The organism is Dehalobacter restrictus DSM 9455 (genome assembly GCF_000512895.1).
In the GTDB taxonomy this organism is placed as follows: domain Bacteria; phylum Bacillota; class Desulfitobacteriia; order Desulfitobacteriales; family Syntrophobotulaceae; genus Dehalobacter; species Dehalobacter restrictus.
Window position 1 is genome coordinate 131474 of record NZ_CP007033.1, and the last position, 18905, is coordinate 150378.

Sequence of the window (18905 nt, forward strand, 5' to 3'; positions counted from 1 at the left end):
TGCAATATTTCTCAGTTACCTGAGGATATTATTTCAGTTGTAGAAACAAGATATTAGCATTAAGCAGATGCGAACTTTTAACAATTGCTTTGCATTATTAATTTTAAGGAGGAAATAAAATGATTGATCTGAAAGTGTTAACAGATGCCGTAGGTGACCTGGACGAAGATAAACTGATGGGGATGCTGAATGACTTTGTTGCATCGAAGCCTACCGAAGAAGAGGCTCAGTCCGTCGTTGGTGCCTGCCAGCAGGGAATGGCAAAAGTAGGGGAACTGTTTGAAAGCGGCGAGTACTTTGTAGGCGATTTGATCTTTGCCGGTGAGCTCTTAACCCAGTCCATCGATATCTTGAAACCGGTAATCGGCAGTGACAAATCCGCCAAAGTAGGCAAGATCGTACTGGACACTGTCGAAGGTGATTTGCACGATATCGGCAAGAACATTTTCAGAAGCATGTCTGAAGCAGCCGGATTTGAAGTCTTTGATTTGGGGATCGACCAAGGCCCAAGCGCATTCATTGAAAAAGTCAAAGAAGTACAGCCGGATATCGTAGGGATGAGCGGTGTACTGACGTTGGCCCTGGAAGCGATGAAAAAGACGGTAGATGAATTGAAAGCTGCTGGCGTGCGTGACAGCCTCAAAATCATTATTGGCGGAAACCCTGTAACAGAAGAAGCCTGCAGACAGATCGGTGCAGATGCATTTACCACGAATGCAGCCGAAGGCGTTAAGATTTGCCAGAGCTGGGTAAAGTAAATATCTGATGTAAAAGCCGAAGCGACCATGTTCAGCAGAACTAAGGCGTTTTGGATGTTAGCGAGGAGATAAGGGAAATAGTCCACTGGGACTGTTTCCCTTATTGTGCTGTTTGGAGCTGCAAAAACGCCTCAATATAATGAAGCGTCCTTGTTAAGCTTGCTTGGATTCATGTTATAATAATCTATTTACTTCGCGAGCTCCTTCAAAAAGCTTAGCGCAATATCGCAGACAACAGCATGATCTTCAGCGTTGAAGTAATCCAGTGTATTGGCATCAAAAAGAATATTGGCTCCCGTGGCAAATTCCTCGTCGCCGTTCCAGAGAATAAAGGTGACATAAATGTTGTTTATAAACTGAAAACGGTAGCTGAGGTCTCCGTGCGTTGTTTTCACTGCATTCAGCTTTTGCATCGCGCGTTCGAGCGCAGAAAAATCCTTACCAAACATTCTGGCCAGCCGCATGATACAACGGCCGTAAAAATTCCGGTAGTACACCTGTCCGCCGGAGACTTCCTGATAGGTGATGTTCCTTTGTGTAGGAGGTGTACCCTTGGCGTGGACCAGGTAACGCAGGATTAACGTCATAACCGGAAAGTTTGTAATTTCGGAGCGGTTTGAATCGTAGATTTTCCCTGAGGGGTAGGAGACAAAATAAGTTCTGCCCATTAGAAAAACACAAAACTCTTGCTTTTGGCTGTCATACGCTGTTCCGGATTTCCGGGATATTTCCACAGGGTCACAGTCTATGAGCTTTGTGCGGATAAATTCATAATGCATCGGTGTATCGGACACGGTTTTATTCCTTTACGCTTTTTCGGTAATCAGGATTTTATGTTCCAAAAGCTTAATTTCCTGAATTATACCGTTAATCGTTTTTTCGTCTCCCAATAAACCTGTTAAAAAGATTTTACCAGAGTCAACCTTCATGTTCGCAACATTTTCCATAACCATTTTTTCTCCGTCAGGAGTCAGAACATAAGCATTCGATTCACACATACTATATCACCTTTCTTAACAGTTATTCTATGGTTTTATTTCATTCAGATGATTTTGCGCGGATCCTTGACCGTTGGAAATCTTTCTATTTCGGTGTGGGGAAGGAAACAGGCGGATATGAATTCTCCCATGTAGGAGCTGTCGGTACTGAGTTCCAGGTAAGTCATATGAGAGGCAATATCCTCGGCTTTTTTTCTGGCGTCAGTGCTTCGCAGGGTCAGATAACTGCCCATTAAGGAACTATTGCCGAGATATTTAAACTTTTCGACTGGAAGGTCCGGGAAAAGCCCAATGGTTATCGAGTTGTTCATACTAATATTTGTGCCGATTCCGCCGGCAATATATATTTTGTCTATTCCGGAATAATCCATACCCATGCTGTTTAATAATACTGCTACAGCAGCGTAGACAGCGCCTTTGGCCCGGATAAAATTTTCCAGATCAATTTCCGTAATCGTAATATCTTTGGGGATATAATATTCTCCTCTGAAAGCGAACACGTATTCACCGATTCCATATTCGTCAAAACGGATACGGCGAGTTTTTAGATTTCGGTTCAGACGTCCCCGGCTGTCAATAATGCCTGCTCGGAACATTTCGGCAATAGCATCAATGATTCCCGAGCCGCATAAGCCAAGTGGAAGTTGGTTGTCAATCGTATCTATTGTAGGCTCAAAAGTTTTTCTGTCAATCCTGACATTTTCAATTGCGCCTGGTGCCGCACGCATCCCGGAACTTATTTCTCCGCCTTCAAACGCAGGCCCGGCGGAACAGGCACAGGTGAGTAAAAAGTCTTTATTGCCAAAGACAATCTCGCCATTGGTACCCAGGTCCATAAAAAGAATATTCTGATCTTCTGACCACAGGCCGGAAGCCAGGATGCCAGCAGTAATGTCTCCGCCGACATAGCTTGAAACTGAAGGCAAAATATATAAAAGGCTCTCTGAGTAGGCTTCTAACCCAAGGTCGGCAGCTTTAAGGTATTCAGAACTTAGGAAAGCGGGAATATAGGGTTCTTTCCGCAAATAGTCCGGATAAACGCCTAGCATAAGGTGCATCATGGTTGTATTCCCGGAGGCAACCATCACACTGATGTCGTCTTTGGAAATATGGGTTTCCTGTCTCATTTTCTTAAGCAAGGGATTAATCGTTTCTTTGATAATGGCATGAGTTAATTCCTGCAAGCCATTTTTCTTGGTTGCATGAATAATTCGATTGATTACATCAGCACCATATTTAATCTGAGCGTTTCCGGCAGAGGCTTTGGCTATAATCTTTCCGTTATAAAGATCGACCAGGAAGGCAGCTACAGATGTAGTTCCTACATCTATAGCTGCTCCATATAGCCTGTCGGAAGTATCATCAGGTTCAATATTGATAACTCTGATTCTTTCGCTGTTTTCTGCAAAATACGTAACAGTCGCGTGAAAATCATTTTCTCTTAGAACATGAGGGATCTTTTTTAGGATTGGTAGTCGACAAAGGGCTTCACTGTAAGAAATATTTTTAAGCAGATGTCTTTTAATTCTGTCCCAGTCAGAGATGCAGTCATCAAGGCTTGGTAGGTCTAACTCCATATAGGCCTTTTGCATCGGGGAGTTAAATAGAATATGGTTCTCGGCAGCCAGGTTAATGACCGTGTCGATAATCTGTTGATCTTTCGTTCCAGCCAAGTCCTCAACTTTCATTCCGCTTAGTGCGGATGTCTGGATAGCCGGCACTTCAACAGTAATATCGCCATTAATTTTGGAATTACATGCTAAGACAAAACCCTGTGCTAGTTCAGATTCAGTAATGTGATGGCTTTTACGAAAATTTACACTGCCTTTAAGAACCTTTAGCTTGCATTTGCCGCATGATCCGAGTCCATTGCAAGGCGCATCAAGGAAGATACCAGCTTTGCGGGCCGCATCGAACAGTGTCTCACCTAATTTAGCAATCACAACGGTGTTTTCAGGGATAAATTTTACTTTAAACATGTTGCACCACACCCCTTCTGATAGGACAGTCCTATAACAGTACTGCTTAAATTACATCAGCGGATCCATTGTTAAGGCAGGGTGACCTTTTTCACTTAAATACTCTAAGACTGCTTCGGATTCTGAAGCAATTGTTTCATCGCAGATCATATCGACAAAATTGTCTATTCCATACATCTCTTTGGCGGTTGCATTCAGTTTGTCAGCAACAAATTCTTTAAGCTCTTTTGGCATCCAGACAATACGCCCAGGACCACCTTCAGCTGAGATGAATTTTTTGGAGGAGATGAACTGTCTGCCGTGTCCCATAAATCCAGGAGTCTGAACGCCGCCACCTGTCATGGAAGCCAGTTCGCCGAACGTCATGCCCACCGGAGATACGCCGGAGAACTCTCTGTTCACGATGACAATGCCGTTGGCTTCCGGCATAATGCCAGCAATACATTCAAAGCAGCCGCAGGAAGTCATCGGATCTTCCAGTAAACTGTACAGCGTAATCTGGCTCAAAGCGCCTTGGGAGTGCCGTTCCACGGTTTTGTTGACTTCTTGCCAGATACCTTTGACAGGATCATCAACAGGACCTTTGTTAATTGGCTGACAAGGACCGGTTGGATCGAGCTCAAAAGTAGCTTTGGAATCAAGCCAGCTTACGGCGCCGCATAATCCTAGTCTTTCCGGTGTAACAATGCACACATGGGAAGGGGCAAAGGACTGGCAAAGAATACAGGTATAAAAAGTGTCGACACTTTCATCAGTCAGACTGGCAATACGCTCGTCTCTTGCTGCATATTTGGGAACAACCTGCTGGGTTTTCACTTCTTTGACTTTGTCAGGATCAGTAATAATCGTGACCTGACATTTGTCGACGACTGCGCCAAACTCGTCCAGCATCTTGGCATACAGCACTTCACCAAAATGGCGTAGTCTGAAGCCTTTTTCGTAAGCATCCTTGCTGATACGGATCCAGGTGGCGTCTCTCTGGCCGACGTGCATGATGCCTTCAATATAGTTCATAAAATAGTGGATTCTTCTTTCCAGAACCGGCTCAAAATCTGAATGCATGCTCTTGCCGGCTACTTCGACGAGTACTGCCAGAGGCATTCTTCCGGGGACCTGCTGCACGGTGTCAATATCGTCACCAATGATCACAATCTTATGATCCTCAATCTCACTGGCTTCTCTTTGCGTAACAAGCTCCCAGGACTCTGTTTTGCTGCCGCCGAATTCAACAAACATAGCATCTTTTCTGATTCTCTCTCCTTCAAAAGCAGCAGCAAAAGCAACCGGAATCGGAATTTCTGTGATCTTTATCTTAATGCCTCTGATCTCAAGGGAAGTTGCAGCCATTTTATCGTAATCTTTTTGGGTGATAAGCTTCATCGGGACTTCGGCAACATCCTGGTCGGTTACAACCGGGAAGCCGAGGTTAATCGCAGCTGCGCCTGCAGCAACTTTGTAATTGCTTAAAGGTCCTACTGCATTGACAAAAGCTTTCAATCTTTTATAGGTATAACGCTTGAATTCTTCCCAGTCGCCAGGGGTCAAGGCTCCAAAGATTAAAGCAGCGCGGATGGTTACCGTAACGACGTGGATTACAGAGGTCATGTTATAACCTAAAGGCATGACCCTGAACTCAAGTCCTACTTTGACCCCGCCTTCAATGGCCTGATCGATGACTTTACCGACAAGGAAGGTTAAAAGCCCTTTAGCTTGGTATTCTTTGATGACTTTGGCGGCTGATTCGGGGTCCGGAAACTCACCAATGATAACCGCTTGCCCCGGGATATCGTCCATTACGAGACCAACACCCCAACCGCGGATAATCGCATCCGTCAAAAAACCCATGCACGGAGCTTCATAGGGCTTTTCGTCCACGACATACTTTAAAGCTTCAATAATTTCGGAAGAGACAGCAGCTGCCATGCCGGCATTCTCTGCTTCTCGAAGCTGTTCTTTTTCCACAATAAGGCTTCTGACAAGGTCTAAAGCACCTTCAAGTTCTCCCAGGGTGCCTATTTTTTTGCCGGTAATGGCATAAATAAGGGACAGGGAGTAAGCGGTATCCGGAAAAGCAACTTTATGCTCTCTTCCTTTTAAGGAGATTGCTTTTTCAACATATCCGGCAGCAGTATCGAGAGCTTGCTTGGCGCCTGCAAATATGGTGCTATATAAATTCATGTATATTCCCCTTTCCGTAGAATTCCCCCAGGCCGTTGCAAGACAAGACTATCAATCATAGCTCCAGGTAGGAATCGGCATATAACATATTGCCTTTAATCATGTCACAGGTTTTGATTGTCTCCATAAGCCTGTGGTCGCAAGGGTTTACAATGGCTGCAGTCAGACCGCATTGCATGGCCATTGCACAATAGGTGGCGTCAATGATCGGACGGACATGTTTTGGAGCACCATTGGAGACATTGCTTAATCCAGCATTGGTTCTGAGGCCCATTTCCGTGATCTGGCGAATGGTCTCAAGGACTTCCGGTGCTTTTTCCTGCATGCCCTTGATGACCAGAAACAGCGGGTCAAATAAGAGATCCATCGGGTCGATACCGAGCATCATTGCTTTTTCCAGCATTTCGGTGCAGTAGGTGATGCGTTCTTCAACGTCAGAAGGAATGCCGTCTTTAGCACACAGGGCAATAGCCATGGCATCGTTGGCGGCGGCGACTTCTAAGAGCCCCAGTCTTGGACCGGCATCGGCAGAATTGATAATCGGTTTGCCTTTGGAACGGTTGTAGACTCTGATACCGGCTTCAATTGCTTTTTTATTGGCTGTATCCAAACAAATCGGAACATTATCAAATTCATTCTGCAGAAGCTGAACGGCCCAGGCCATGACTTCTTCGCCGTCTCTTTCGGCAGGTCCAATATTCAGGTCGAGGTAAACAGCACCGGCATCAAGCTGTTCTTTAGCTCTCTGGAGAATCGGGGCAGGATTACGGTCAGCGATGGCCTGCCGAATGACTGGAGAAATACAGTGGATTCTTTCACCAATTATTAAAAATCTATCCATGTTAGGAGCACCTCCGAAATTTTTTATTGAGAACAGAATACTTCGAGTTAATACTTCAGGTTAATTCGTATCTTTTTCAGTTCAGTTAATGCCTTCCATCGTCCTTAAGAATTTAGGAAGATGCATGGCTTCATCAGGACCAATGATAACTTCCCAGTCAGGAAGACTGTCCTGGATGTCACCTTTCAGAACGGCAACTTTTCCAGGGATAATAAGCTTTCTGCATTTCGTTTTGCTTTCAATGCCAGACTCTTTAATGAATTTGGCAATGACCGAGCCGCTAAACTTGCCTGCGGCCCATGCTGTCAGTACAGAGTAACCGCCGGCATCAGGGATTCCCATCCAGGCCGGTACTTTGGATCTTTCCACTTCACCGGAAACAACAAAGTAAGTCAGGGCAAAGTCGACCGTAATCAAAACAGGTGAGTTGTCGCCAGGGTTATTGATCGGATAGAATTCCGGTTCAACTCTCATCGGTTTCTGCGGGTCAGTATAGATATTCTGTCTTAAACCGAAGAGCGGGAGAGCGCGGGTGTAATCCATATCGTCCATAACAATAAGGGAACCATATTTCATGGTGAACAGGGAGGCCAGAGCAACTTCCATAAATTTGTCGCCTTTGGCCAGCTCGTTGACAAAGACTACGGAAGGATAACCAAAGGTTCTGTCTTGTTCTTTTAAAGCTGTTCTGCGGATCTGCACAGCGTTGGTAAAAGCTTCACGTGCGGAAGCGTTGCTGATATCCAGCAGTAATTCTTTGTAATCAAGTTTCTGGACATTTTCAACCAGATCATACAATTCAGAAAGTGAGGGGGCTTTTAAGCCGAGAGGCAGTTTGAGCTCCTTGACCAAAGCAACCATTTCCTGATAGTTGTTGCTGTTAGCACCGAATACGATCGGGAGTTCATCTTTGACCAGTTCCAAAGCATCTTTCAGCACGGAAACATCGGCGCATACCAGCATATAGGCTACTTTTAAACCGGAAGCTTTGACTTTGTTGATTAAAGCCAGATAAGCGTCTTTGTTTCCAACATACTGTAGGGCAGCAATTTCAGCTTTCATTTCTTCGCCGATTCGGACATAGTCGACGTTTTTCATATTGGCGATTTTCGCATCAATTTGTTCCTGGGACATCGCATCGGAAAGCAGTACAGCAAATCTGTTGCGGTTGACAAAGGTTTTCTCGTGACGGAAAAGAACAGTTTCACCGCCAAGTTTACATTCGGCTTCTCCTTTGCCGAAAGTCACGATCTTCATCAGGGGAGCCGTGGACTCAGAGAGCTTTGCCATCGCATCATCACTCATGTGCGAACACTTGCTTATTTCTACACCGCCGGCTGCTACCTTCATCGCAAAAGCCATACAGGTAGGAAAGCCACATTCTTTACAGTTGGTTTTGGGAGTCAGTTTATAGATATCCAATCCGGACATTGCCATTTTCATTTTCCTCCTTGAATCAAATTACTATCAAAGTCTTCAAATATTAATTATTTCAGGTTATTCACCAAAGCACGGATCGTCTCTGCGGAACGCGGATGACGCAGAACAACAGCATCGGAACCGACGGCGATAACACTGGCGGCGGTGGAAACCTCCATGGCAATTCCACGCTCTTCCTGGCAGCCCCATTCCGGAGAATCTTCCTCTGTAGAGGCAGACTCTTTAACGTCCCAGGTATCAAAAGCAACCGGTGTAATAATCGGCATCTGTAAGGTTTTATCATTTTGACCCAAAGCAGCCAGTCTGATTCTGTCAATGGTTGAAGCGACATACTCAAAACCATAACCGACAGGTGCGGTCCCGACATTCATTACGATATTTTCGTTTTTGACTTCCAGTTGGTTGATTAAAATGTTTAATTGCTTAGCCAGGTTGATGTCAACCGAGGACTCAGCCGCTACTTTATGTTTATAAGCTGTTACGCCGGCTGCGGCAACATTCTTATAGTTATCTTCAACAGCGGATAACAGAAGGACATTTTTACCTTCCAGCTCTTGGGCTACTTTCTCAAATAATTTAAGGTCTTTCTCATAATTTTGTGTCCCGGCAATAACAAGAGGCAGTTTAACAGCATTAGCAACTTCCTTAGCCAGAGTGGCACATTCTTCAAAGGATTTATTTAGGCCGTTCGGATCTGCGCCTTCAAACCGTAAGCAAATGAAATCAGGTGCAAATTTTTCTTCCACATATTTGGCCCATTCTACAGTATTTCCAACAACCGAACCATAAAGCTCTTTAAGGCCTTTTACCCAATTTTCCGGGTAAACATCAAGAATTTCTAAACCGATCTTTGTACCACTACCGGTATCACCGTCAAAACTGTAAAACGGAAACACATTCTGTCCACCGAGCGCTAAGGTGTTTTCCCCTGTCCCTAATTCCAAGTTGTAAATGCTTCCACTATACTTTTGGACTGAGGTTTTAAAAGCCACTAGAATCTCCTCCTTCTTCTTATAAACCAATTATTTGGCAGATATCTTTAATTGCCCGTTTTGATAAACTGTCATCAGGCAAATTAACCAAGGCTTTTCCCTGAGAATCATACGCATATATCAATGGATCCAGGGCAATGATTCCCAGCAGTCCCAATCCCTGCAAGGAAATTTCTTCAATAATTCCCTCGTTTAATTTCCCATCCGGGGCTTTATTGATAATTAAATATTGTTGAGCTACTTTTAAACCTAGTTCTTTGACCAGCTTGTTAATACGGCCTACCGCCTGGACACCGCGGCGCGAACAGTCACTGACGAGAATCAAAATATCAATGTTTCTTGCTGTTCCGCGGCTGAGGTGCTCCATGCCGGCTTCATTGTCAATTATGACATAGTTGTACTTATCAGAGACTTTGTCCAGCTGTTCCCGTAAAATCCCGTTGACGAAACAGTAGCAGCCTTTGCCTTCGGATCTTCCCATGACGAGGAGGTCATAACCATTTCCTTCAGTAATACCGGTATTCAGTTGGTACTGAAGGTACTGGGCCTTGGTCATTCCTCCAGGAAAGCCGTCACGCATAGTTTCTCTTAAATTGACTTCTTCTCTGATTTCTCCAAGCGTAACTTCGATTGTTTCTCCCAGCACTTCGTTCAAGTTAGCATTGGCATCTGCATCGACAGCAAGTACAGGTCCTTGCTTGTTTTTTACAAGGTAATCGATCAGAAGTCCAGTAATGGTTGTTTTTCCGGTTCCGCCTTTACCTGCTACCGCAATCGTTTTTCCCATCGAAACTACCTCTTTTCTAGATCAAAGCAGAGCTTAATTGCTTTGACTTCCTCAACAATCTTGCTGTTCATGAAGGGAGACTGATCTGGCCGGTCAGAATTGACGACGTCTACGTTGTAAGAGATAAAGCCCAGGCAGGCTTCAGGATCGATATTTTCGAGGATATACGCTTTATCCAAATCGTTTTTGATCTTGTTGCCCACAGCATAAATTTTCGGTATGCCAATATCGGAAGCTAATTTCTTAATCTTGTGGTACGTTTGGAGACTCCTAGCTCCGGGCTCAACGACCACAATAAAGGTATTCACACCCTGGGCTGTTCCTCTGCCGAGATGCTCAATCCCGGCTTCCATATCCATAACGACAACATCTTTATTTTGCAGGACTAAATGAGAAGTAAGTCTTTTCAACAGGACATGTTCCGGGCAAACGCAGCCGCTGCCGCCGCTTTCGACGGTACCCATCGTCAACAGATTTACACCGTTACAGCAGGTACAGTATTTGTCCGGGATATCATCTACCTGAGGATTTAATTTGAATATTTTACTAAAGGAATCGGTCGGGGTACTTGTTCTTTCTGCAATCAGTTCTTTCATTTCGGCAATCGGCACGATCTTGGAAATAATCTCGTCAGGAAAACCAAGGGCTAAAGCCAGATTGGCATCAGGATCGGCATCAACTGCCAGGACCCGGTAGCCTTCCGCTGCATACAACCTGCTTAGAATTGCTGCAAAAGTTGTTTTTCCGACGCCACCTTTACCTGTAATTGCTATCTTCATTTAAATCACCCCGACGCATCATTTATCTTTTGTTATCTGTTGCCTGAAGAAATTCTTCTGGCAAAAAAACGACCATGGCCGCGTTTTTTAAAAGCCGGCAGGAGCTAAGTCGTCATAGTCGGTAACATTCATTCTCTGAACGTTAAGCGCTTCGATTTTGGCTCTCTTTTCTTCAATTCTGGCCAGCATTTTTTCTGCGGCTACAGCCGGATCTGTTTCAAAGTAGAATTTTGCCCCTACCCAGTCTTCCAGTCTGTTTGTCAGGATATCCGTAACTTCCGGGCTTCCAGTTACCGGAGGAACAACGCCTAGAAAGGTATCGATTCCGGAGCTTACCACGTAGGTACCGATTGCGACAGCTTTTTCGGACATCCATTCCGGAGCTGCACCGACAACCGGCAGTTCGCTCATATCGAGTCCCAGAATCTTGGCTACTTCACCAACCAGCTCAAGGATACGGCTGTTGTCAACACAGGAACCCATATGCAGAACAGGAGGAATATCGGCCAGTTCGCATACTTTTTGTAATCCTACTCCGCAATACTTGACGGCATCTTTGCTTAAGAGACCAGCTTTGGCAGCAGCCTGAGCCGCACAGCCGGTAACAACAACAATTACGTCATTGGCGAGCATCTTTTTAATAATTTCGATATGGCTGTGGTCACCTTTCACCTTCGGGTTGTTGCAGCCGACGACACCGGCTGCGCCTCTTAATACACCAGAGACCAAGCATTGCGCCAATGGTTCAAACGTGCCTGGCTTATGCGTATAAGAATTGACAACGCGGTCCAACTGGCCAATAATAGCCTGGTTGCTGTAACCGATCATGCCGGTTGATTTATGTGTTGGGATGGAAACTTTTTCGTGCTTTCTGTTTGTATAGTTCTCTACTGCTTTCCGAATTATTCCCTTTGCGCATTCATAGGCGTTGTTCTCATCAAATTCAATATGAACGGCGTCTTTAATTTTGGCAAGTTTTGAGGTGGTGATAAATTTGGTATGGTAACATTGAGCCAGGTTGGCCAGGGAAGGGAAGATACATTGAACGTCCACAATCATGGCTTCAACGGCACCGGTAACAATCGCGAGCTCCTGCTGATTAAAATTCCCGGCAATTTTAATGCCGTGACGCATCGCGACTTCATTGCCGGTACAGCAAATGCCGACCAGGTTGATTCCCTCTGCACCGACACCCCTGGCAAGAGCTTTTAGCTCAGGGTCATCAGCGGCAACAACGATCATTTCCGATAAACTGGGTTCATGACCATGCAAGACAATGTTCACCATGTTTTTCTCAATAACACCCATGTTGGCTTCAATTTCTCTCGGCATCGGGGTTCCAAAGATAATATCGCTGAATTCGGTACCGATATAGGAACCGCCCCAACCGTCGGTCAAAGATGTCCGCATGGAAAGATTGATCATGCTTTCAGCATCAGCGGTACAGCCCATATGTGTAGCATGCATAATCGATACAACTTCTTTGTCAATAGCATCGGGGAGGATATCATTATCTTCCCAGACTTTTAATCTTTGTTTAGTAATACTTGGCGGAATAACCATCGAACCAAAAGGCTTGCCAAAGTCATTCAGAGCTGCTTCAGCAACGTCATGGGCAACCTGGTAGATATCTTTGCCTTCTGTAGCCACACCCCATCTGGCTGCAACATTCAGCAGTTTTTTCTCGTCACGGATTTGATAATCTCCGTCCCGACTTGCCATATGAAGTACATGGGCAATATGTCTGCCGTGATCGGAGTGTGCAGATGAACCGCCTGCTACCATTCGGGCATAATGCCTGGAAGCAATAACATCCGCAGTGGCGCCGCAAATACCTTTTTGAACGCCTTTTCCTGGAATCGGGCTGACGCGGCAAGGACCCATGGTACAAATCCGGCAGCATACACCTTGCTCACCAAAACCACATTGGTTTTTGAGAGCGGCTTTTCTGTCCCAGAGTGTTTCAGAACCGTCATTTCGGGCCTTGACGTAAAGTTCTTGAGTAGCTAAATCTACTGACAGTGTTGTTTCGTCCAGTAATTTTTCGTCCATTGCGTTTCCTCCTTCAATAACCATACGTTGTCTTTAAATCGTTTAGCTGCTACAGATGGCTAATACTTAAAGTAAAAAGTGTCGTGTACTGAGGTTTTAACTCAAATCGGGCCATTTATGAGTAAATTCACAAACTTTTTTAAAGGATCAAAGCTTTATCTCTGGCAGTAAAAATGGTATAAAAATGACATTATATATTTAAGATTATTATAGTACGAAATTTTTTGGGAATATATTGATCCGTTGTTAATGAACGAAATGGGGGGCTGAATAGCAATAATTCAATTCTTAACAGCATAATTTATATATACTTGTATATAAATAAAAATTAAAAAAGTTATCTGTATAGGCCTGTATATTTTTGTATATACAAGGATAATTGCACTAAAAGAATTTTTTCACAAGATCTTACTTATCGATCTCACTTAGTAACTTAGCACGTATGGTTAGGATCTCGGGATGTTATGATATTCTGAGGAGATCTAGACGACAGGATAGTGTATGCCAGTTTTCCGATGATGGCAGAAAGCTCGTTTTTCAACATTTTACAGCAAATCACTACTGTCTTCATCATAATTCCTCAACTCAATCGATTTTTTTGCTTGGAATATATAATCTAATTCTTTATTGTTGAGATTTAAAGCGCCGATTCCGTTTGCAGTGGCCAGCTCCAAAACGGCGTGTTTACTTATTCCTGTCATAACCATGTGATCGACTTCATCATAAAAACCTTTTCCATGGGATACCCCGTATGAACCCGCATCGCTGCCAACGGCGATTTTTACGCCCAATTCAAAGGCTTTTTTGACTTGAGCTTTCTGAGCATCATAAATCCGGGCAATATTCGGCAATTGGTCTGTAAAGCGGCTGTCTTTTGAAGTAATCAGGTTTCCCAAAGGTGCTAACGTAGGAATCCAGATGGTATCGTGTTCCAGCATCAGCTGCAATTCATTTTCTGTCAGAAAATAACCATGCTCAACTGTATTTGCACCGGCTTTCACAGCGATACCAACTGCTTCTGCCGAATTAGTGTGGACCATTACGGGAAGGTCTTGATCCTTTGCCGTCTGTATCATGTAGTACATTTCATCATAACTGAAATGTGAGCCGTCAACTTTCCCGAATTGATTAAAATCTACAAGTCCGGTCAGTAGTATCTTAAGATGATCAGGATTTGACGCAAGCAGCTTTTTAAAAACATTTTTGAAATCAGCCATATCGGCGACCGGCTTGCCTAAGAAACTGCCGTAGCATCCTTGTTTGTAGATCGCAAAACCAGGGGTCCGGAGAATCATTCCTTCTTCAAGGGCCAGTTCTCTGGCCAGAAGAGATACATTTAAGTTATCTCCTCCGTCGCGCAGTGCACAAATCCCCATTTTTTTATATTTTCTAAGGAAATTGGTAATTATAGTTGGATTGGGGTTATCTTTGTGCTGCAGACGTGCCTCTTGAAAAGCTATTCCATCTAAAGCCAAATGAACATGGGCGTCAACCAATATGTTTTTAATCATTTTATTCACCTGGCTTTAAAAGGTTTTGCAGACCACCAGAAGGGGACCGCCTTTCTAGTGGTCACAACATTTCATTTTTCTCGTCGATCTTTATTTCACAGGACCAATTTTACCTTGTCTGAAAGCGGTGCTGAACTTTCTGCAGTTCTTGTCTTTACCCATTAATGCTTCAGTTGCAAGCAGGGTTGCAATCATATCTCTGCTGCAGGGATCCATAATCGCGGAATCCATACCAAAGAAAGTAGCCAGGGCCAGGAAGTTCTGGTTGACAACTTTTCTTAAAGGCATTCCAAAAGAGATGTTGCTCAAACCGGAAGTGATTTTGATTGTCGGGTACATTTCTTTGATTCTTGTCATGCTTTCATTAAAGGAGTACATAGAATTGTTATCAGTAGACAAAGCAATGACCAAGGGGTCGACATGCATCCTGTCAGGAGTAATATCATATTTAGCAGCTTCCTCAACCATTTGCTTAGCAATTCTGACTCTGGTGTCAACGTCTTTGGGAATTCCGTCATTGTCGCAAGTCAGCGCAATGACTTCCCAGGTCGTTCCCTTGATAAGCGGGAAAATGACATCGCATTTGTCGCCTTCCATGGAAACGGAATTGATAAGCCCCGGTCTCTTGGCATATTTAAAAACAGCTTCAATTGCACGCGGATTCGGGCTGTCAATACAGAGCGGAGTGTCAACGGCATCCTGAACAATATCCATTAACCATTTCAGTGTTTCCACTTCAACATCAGGTGATGTACTGGCACTGACATCTAGGTAGTGGGCGCCGTCATTGGTCTGGTCAATCGCACGCTGGCGGATAAAGTTAGCATCTCTCTCTTCAATCGCTTTTTTCACGATAGGGATTGTACCATTGATTTTTTCACCAATAATAATCATTTATCAAATTCACTCCTTTATGAAATTTGTATATACAGGTATGCGCTTAGAGTTTAACATTGTTTCTACATACGGTCAATATCTTTTTCGACAAAGTATACCTATATTCTAAAAAGATTTAGATTTAAAAAATAAAAGTATCCTACATATTCTATCTTTCATAGACTATTTAAATTGCTGGGTCAACAAGGTTTACCAGTGTTTTTTTCTGGCTGCCCGCAGACAGTTTTTCATCAAAATCGCGGTGGTAATCGAACCTACGCCGCCCGGTACAGGGGTGATCGCACTGACTTTGTTCACGACTGCATCATAATCGACATCCCCGCACATCTTGCCGTCACCGGCATCGTTGATGCCAACGTCGATGACGACAGTGTTTTCGGATACGTATTTGTCATCGATCATTTTGGCTCTGCCCATTGCAGCAATGATGATGTCCGCTTTCTTCGCAATTCCAGCCATGTCTTTGGTCTTGGAATGGCACATCGTTACGGTCGCATTCTCTTTTAAGAGCATCATGGCCAGTGGTTTTCCTACAACGAGGCTTCTTCCCATGACCACTACATTCGCGCCGCTAAGATTGTAGCCGTAATGGCTCAAGGTTTCCATACATGCTGCGGGCGTGCAGGGCAGGAGTCCGCTCATATCGCCTTCAAATACCTTGGCCAGGTTCAGTGGATTCATGCAGTCAATGTCTTTATCTGCCGAGATCAGGTGCTTGATGACTTCTTCGTCCAGCTGTTTCGGTAGTGGACGGAACAGCATGATGCCATGAACGGTACTGTCATTGTTGACCCCCGTCATGACTTTTGTGAATTCTTCCATGCTGATATTTAAGTCCAAAGGATAGGTCTTGGTTGCAATGCCAAGATTATCGCAGTTTTTAATAATACTGTTTTCATAGTAAACGTCGTCCGGACGGCTGCCGACGCGAATGATGCCTAAGGTCGGGTTGATGCCTTCAGCTTTTAAAGCCGCAACTTCCTGCTGGAGGTTTTCTTTCATGGCCTGGACAACGGGTTTAGCGTTAAGAATCTGAGTCATGCTGCTTATTTACCTCCCGTAATTGCATTCTGAACTTCCGCAAAGATGCGGTCGGCTTTGGCGGTATATGTGGTGACAAGTTCGCTCAGTTCGGTCTCGATTTTTTGTTTTAGAACCTGATCTTTCATGATTTGGGTGTTGATTAAGACATTCAGCTTGGCGCCTTCGAGCGCAGCTTTCAGGAAGGTTACGCCGACACCAACGTCGCTGATCGCAATACGGGTGCCTTTCTGAGCAAATTCTTCCTGAAGATTGATGCCGTCAGTGCAGCATCTAACAATATCAAGCGGTACAAGTGTTGCTTTAACCAAAGCAGCCTGCAGGGTTTCTTCTTTGATCCGGATTTCTTCTTCAGTATTTTTGGGCAGTCCGTAAGCCTGGGAAAGCGGATAGAAAGCATCAGCATCTTCCTTGACCAGAACCTGCAGTTTTTCAATGATCTTCTGGCCTTTTTCCATCAGGACGAGTACATCGGCTTCAACATCAGCATATTTCTTCTTGCCGACAGTTAAACTTCCTACCATGACACCCAGCGCCATGCCGATGGAGCCAACATATGCAGAAGCACCGCCGCCGCCAGGAACCGGCTCTTTGGAAGACAGAGCATCTACAAATTCGATACAGCTCTTTTTCAACATAATATCCATCTCCTGTTCTTCATTTTTTTCTAAATTTTTAGCTACTGATTATTGCATGAGCAACCAATATATAGCGATCCCATAGTTATGTTATCTTAAGACAAGTATTCTACAAAATACTCAAAGCTTAAATTCTGGCATCTTGCTCTAGAAACTAGTCTGTGTAATACATAGACAACGTCAGTGAATAAAGATTAAGAGCATTTATAGAATGAGATGGTAGTACAAAGCTGCCATCTCATTCTTATTGGAAACAATATCAAACTTTATCTTAGAATAAGCCGGAAATCTTACCGGTGCTGTCTACGTCAATGTTTTCAGCGGACGGTACTTTCGGCAGGCCGGGCATGGTCATGATGTCCCCGGTAAGTGCAACGGCAAAGCCCGCACCAGCAGAAATCTTCACGCCACGGATCGAGATTCTGAAGCCTGATGGACGTCCCAGTTTCTTCTGGTCATCAGACAAGGAATACTGGGTCTTCGCCATACAGACCGGAACATCACGATAGCCGATCTTTTCGATGTTCTCGATATCTGCGGAGCTGCTGCCAATGAAGTCAACACCGTCTGCACCATAGATCTTGGTGGCAATTGCGGTAATCTTGTCTTTGAGGCCCATGTTGATGTCATAAGCAAAGTTAAAGCTTTTCGGGCTGTCAATGATGCGAAGGACTTCTTCAGCCAGTTTCGCGCCGCCAGGGCCGCCTTTTTCCCAAACTTCGGAAAGGGCTACATTAACGCCCAGTTTCTTGCACTCGTCTTCAATCATTGCCAGTTCAGCTTCGCTGTCGGTCGGGAATTTATTGATCGCAACAACGGCAGGCAGACCAAAGTTGACGGTGACGTTTTCAACGTGTTTTAAGAGGTTCGGCAAGCCTTTTTTGAGGGCCTCCAGGTTTTCTTTGTTGAGATCAGCTTTAGCTACGCCGCCATGGGATTTGAGCGCACGAACGGTTGCAACGATAACAACGGCTTCCGGACGCAGGCCACTTAAACGACATTTGATATCAATAAATTTCTCAGCGCCGAGGTCAGCACCGAATCCAGCTTCAGTTACAACATAGTCGCCAAGTTTTAAAGCCATCTTGGTCGCCATAACACTATTGCAGCCGTGAGCAATGTTCGCGAACGGTCCGCCGTGGATGAAAGCTGGTGTATGTTCAAGAGTTTGTACAAGGTTCGGTTTTAAAGCATCTTTCATCAGGGCACCAACAGCACCTTGACATTTCAGTTGACCGGCAGTTATGGGTTCACCGCTTCTGTTGTAGGCGACAATGATTCTCTCAACTCTCGCTTTGAAGTCGTCAATATCGCTGGACAGGCACATGATCGCCATGATTTCAGAAGCAACCGTGATGTCAAAGCCGTCTTCTCTCGGAGTACCATTGGCTTTGCCACCAAGTCCGTTGACAATGGAGCGGAGCTGACGGTCATTCATGTCCATGCATCTTTTCCAAGTAATTCTGCGAACATCGATATCCAGCGCGTTGCCTTGTTGGATATGGTTGTCGAGCATCGCTGCAATCAGGTTGTTAGCAGCACCAATGGCATGAAAATCACCTGTGAAGTGAAGGTTGATATCTTCCATTGGTACGACCTGAGCATAACCGCCGCCAGCGGCGCCACCTTTGACACCAAATACAGGGCCTAAGGATGGTTCGCGTAGTGCAATAACAGTTTTTTTGCCGAGATAATGGAGAGCATCTCCTAACCCGACAGATGTCGTAGTTTTACCTTCTCCGGCAGGAGTCGGGTTGATGGCAGTAACCAGAATCAGTTTGCCATTCGGTGTGTCCGCTTTTTGATTCAATAAGTTGTAGTCGACTTTGGCTTTGTATTTGCCATAGGATTCCAGATAATCCTCGGGGATTCCGAGTTCTTTTGCTACATCTAATACAGGCAGCATGGTTGATTCCTGGGCAATTTCAATATCACTTTTGAAAGCCATTAATTGTTTTCCCCCTTTTTTTAATTATGGACATCTTTGCTTAACTTTATTTAGATTTTACGTAAG

The 18905-nt window shown here is 44.5% G+C and carries 16 protein-coding genes; 1 reads left to right on the forward strand and 15 read right to left on the reverse strand.

The features are described from left to right. Window positions 1-119 precede the first annotated feature (119 nt). Complete coding sequence (locus DEHRE_RS00660) at window positions 120-758, forward strand: cobalamin B12-binding domain-containing protein (protein WP_019224863.1); 639 nt, start codon at window positions 120-122, stop codon at window positions 756-758. A 188-nt stretch (window positions 759-946) separates the two neighbouring features. Here DEHRE_RS00660 and DEHRE_RS00665 read toward each other — a convergent pair whose 3' ends face one another. The 15 genes from DEHRE_RS00665 to DEHRE_RS00735 all read right to left on the reverse strand — a co-directional run bounded on the left by DEHRE_RS00665 (window position 947) and on the right by DEHRE_RS00735 (window position 18839). Next, a complete protein-coding gene (locus DEHRE_RS00665; protein WP_019224862.1) occupies window positions 947-1552 on the reverse strand; it encodes a DUF3786 domain-containing protein in 606 nt (201 codons plus the stop codon). Window positions 1553-1564: 12 nt separating this feature from the next. Continuing rightward, entirely contained in the window at window positions 1565-1756 is a 192-nt protein-coding gene (locus DEHRE_RS00670; protein ID WP_019224861.1) for a CooT family nickel-binding protein, read from the reverse strand. Between the two features lie 44 nt (window positions 1757-1800). Continuing rightward, window positions 1801-3735 carry a corrinoid activation/regeneration protein AcsV gene (gene acsV / locus DEHRE_RS00675; RefSeq protein WP_019224860.1) on the reverse strand — a complete coding sequence of 645 codons (1935 nt, stop codon included), beginning with the start codon at window positions 3733-3735 and terminating at the stop codon, window positions 1801-1803. Window positions 3736-3786: 51 nt separating this feature from the next. Beyond that, complete coding sequence (gene acsB, locus DEHRE_RS00680) at window positions 3787-5913, reverse strand: acetyl-CoA decarbonylase/synthase complex subunit alpha/beta (RefSeq protein ID WP_025204935.1); 2127 nt, start codon at window positions 5911-5913, stop codon at window positions 3787-3789. A 55-nt stretch (window positions 5914-5968) separates the two neighbouring features. After that, the gene (acsE, locus tag DEHRE_RS00685) at window positions 5969-6754 is read right to left on the reverse strand and encodes a carbon monoxide dehydrogenase/acetyl-CoA synthase methytransferase subunit (RefSeq protein ID WP_025204936.1); all 786 of its coding nucleotides are present in this window, start codon (window positions 6752-6754) and stop codon (window positions 5969-5971) included. 81 nt (window positions 6755-6835) lie between these two features. Continuing rightward, window positions 6836-8191, reverse strand: a complete 1356-nt coding sequence (acsC, locus tag DEHRE_RS00690; RefSeq protein WP_025204937.1) for an acetyl-CoA decarbonylase/synthase complex subunit gamma — start codon at window positions 8189-8191, stop codon at window positions 6836-6838. Between the two features lie 50 nt (window positions 8192-8241). Then, the gene (acsD, locus tag DEHRE_RS00695) at window positions 8242-9186 is read right to left on the reverse strand and encodes an acetyl-CoA decarbonylase/synthase complex subunit delta (protein WP_025204938.1); all 945 of its coding nucleotides are present in this window, start codon (window positions 9184-9186) and stop codon (window positions 8242-8244) included. A gap of 19 nt (window positions 9187-9205) precedes the next feature. After that, entirely contained in the window at window positions 9206-9973 is a 768-nt protein-coding gene (locus tag DEHRE_RS00700; protein WP_038603022.1) for an ATP-binding protein, read from the reverse strand. 5 nt (window positions 9974-9978) lie between these two features. Then, the gene (locus DEHRE_RS00705) at window positions 9979-10752 is read right to left on the reverse strand and encodes an ATP-binding protein (protein WP_025204939.1); all 774 of its coding nucleotides are present in this window, start codon (window positions 10750-10752) and stop codon (window positions 9979-9981) included. Window positions 10753-10839: 87 nt separating this feature from the next. Then, window positions 10840-12804, reverse strand: coding sequence for an anaerobic carbon-monoxide dehydrogenase catalytic subunit (cooS, locus tag DEHRE_RS00710; RefSeq protein WP_038603024.1), 1965 nt, complete (start codon window positions 12802-12804; stop codon window positions 10840-10842). A 545-nt stretch (window positions 12805-13349) separates the two neighbouring features. Beyond that, a complete protein-coding gene (locus tag DEHRE_RS00715; RefSeq protein ID WP_019224857.1) occupies window positions 13350-14315 on the reverse strand; it encodes an amidohydrolase family protein in 966 nt (321 codons plus the stop codon). Between the two features lie 90 nt (window positions 14316-14405). Continuing rightward, window positions 14406-15209, reverse strand: coding sequence for a methyltetrahydrofolate cobalamin methyltransferase (locus tag DEHRE_RS00720; RefSeq protein ID WP_019224856.1), 804 nt, complete (start codon window positions 15207-15209; stop codon window positions 14406-14408). Window positions 15210-15401: 192 nt separating this feature from the next. Next, window positions 15402-16253, reverse strand: coding sequence for a bifunctional 5,10-methylenetetrahydrofolate dehydrogenase/5,10-methenyltetrahydrofolate cyclohydrolase (locus tag DEHRE_RS00725; RefSeq protein WP_019224855.1), 852 nt, complete (start codon window positions 16251-16253; stop codon window positions 15402-15404). Window positions 16254-16258: 5 nt separating this feature from the next. Further along, a complete protein-coding gene (locus tag DEHRE_RS00730) occupies window positions 16259-16891 on the reverse strand; it encodes a cyclodeaminase/cyclohydrolase family protein (protein WP_019224854.1) in 633 nt (210 codons plus the stop codon). A 271-nt stretch (window positions 16892-17162) separates the two neighbouring features. Further along, window positions 17163-18839 (reverse strand): formate--tetrahydrofolate ligase, encoded by a 1677-nt coding sequence (locus DEHRE_RS00735; RefSeq protein WP_019224853.1) that lies wholly within the window; start codon window positions 18837-18839, stop codon window positions 17163-17165. Window positions 18840-18905 lie beyond the last annotated feature (66 nt).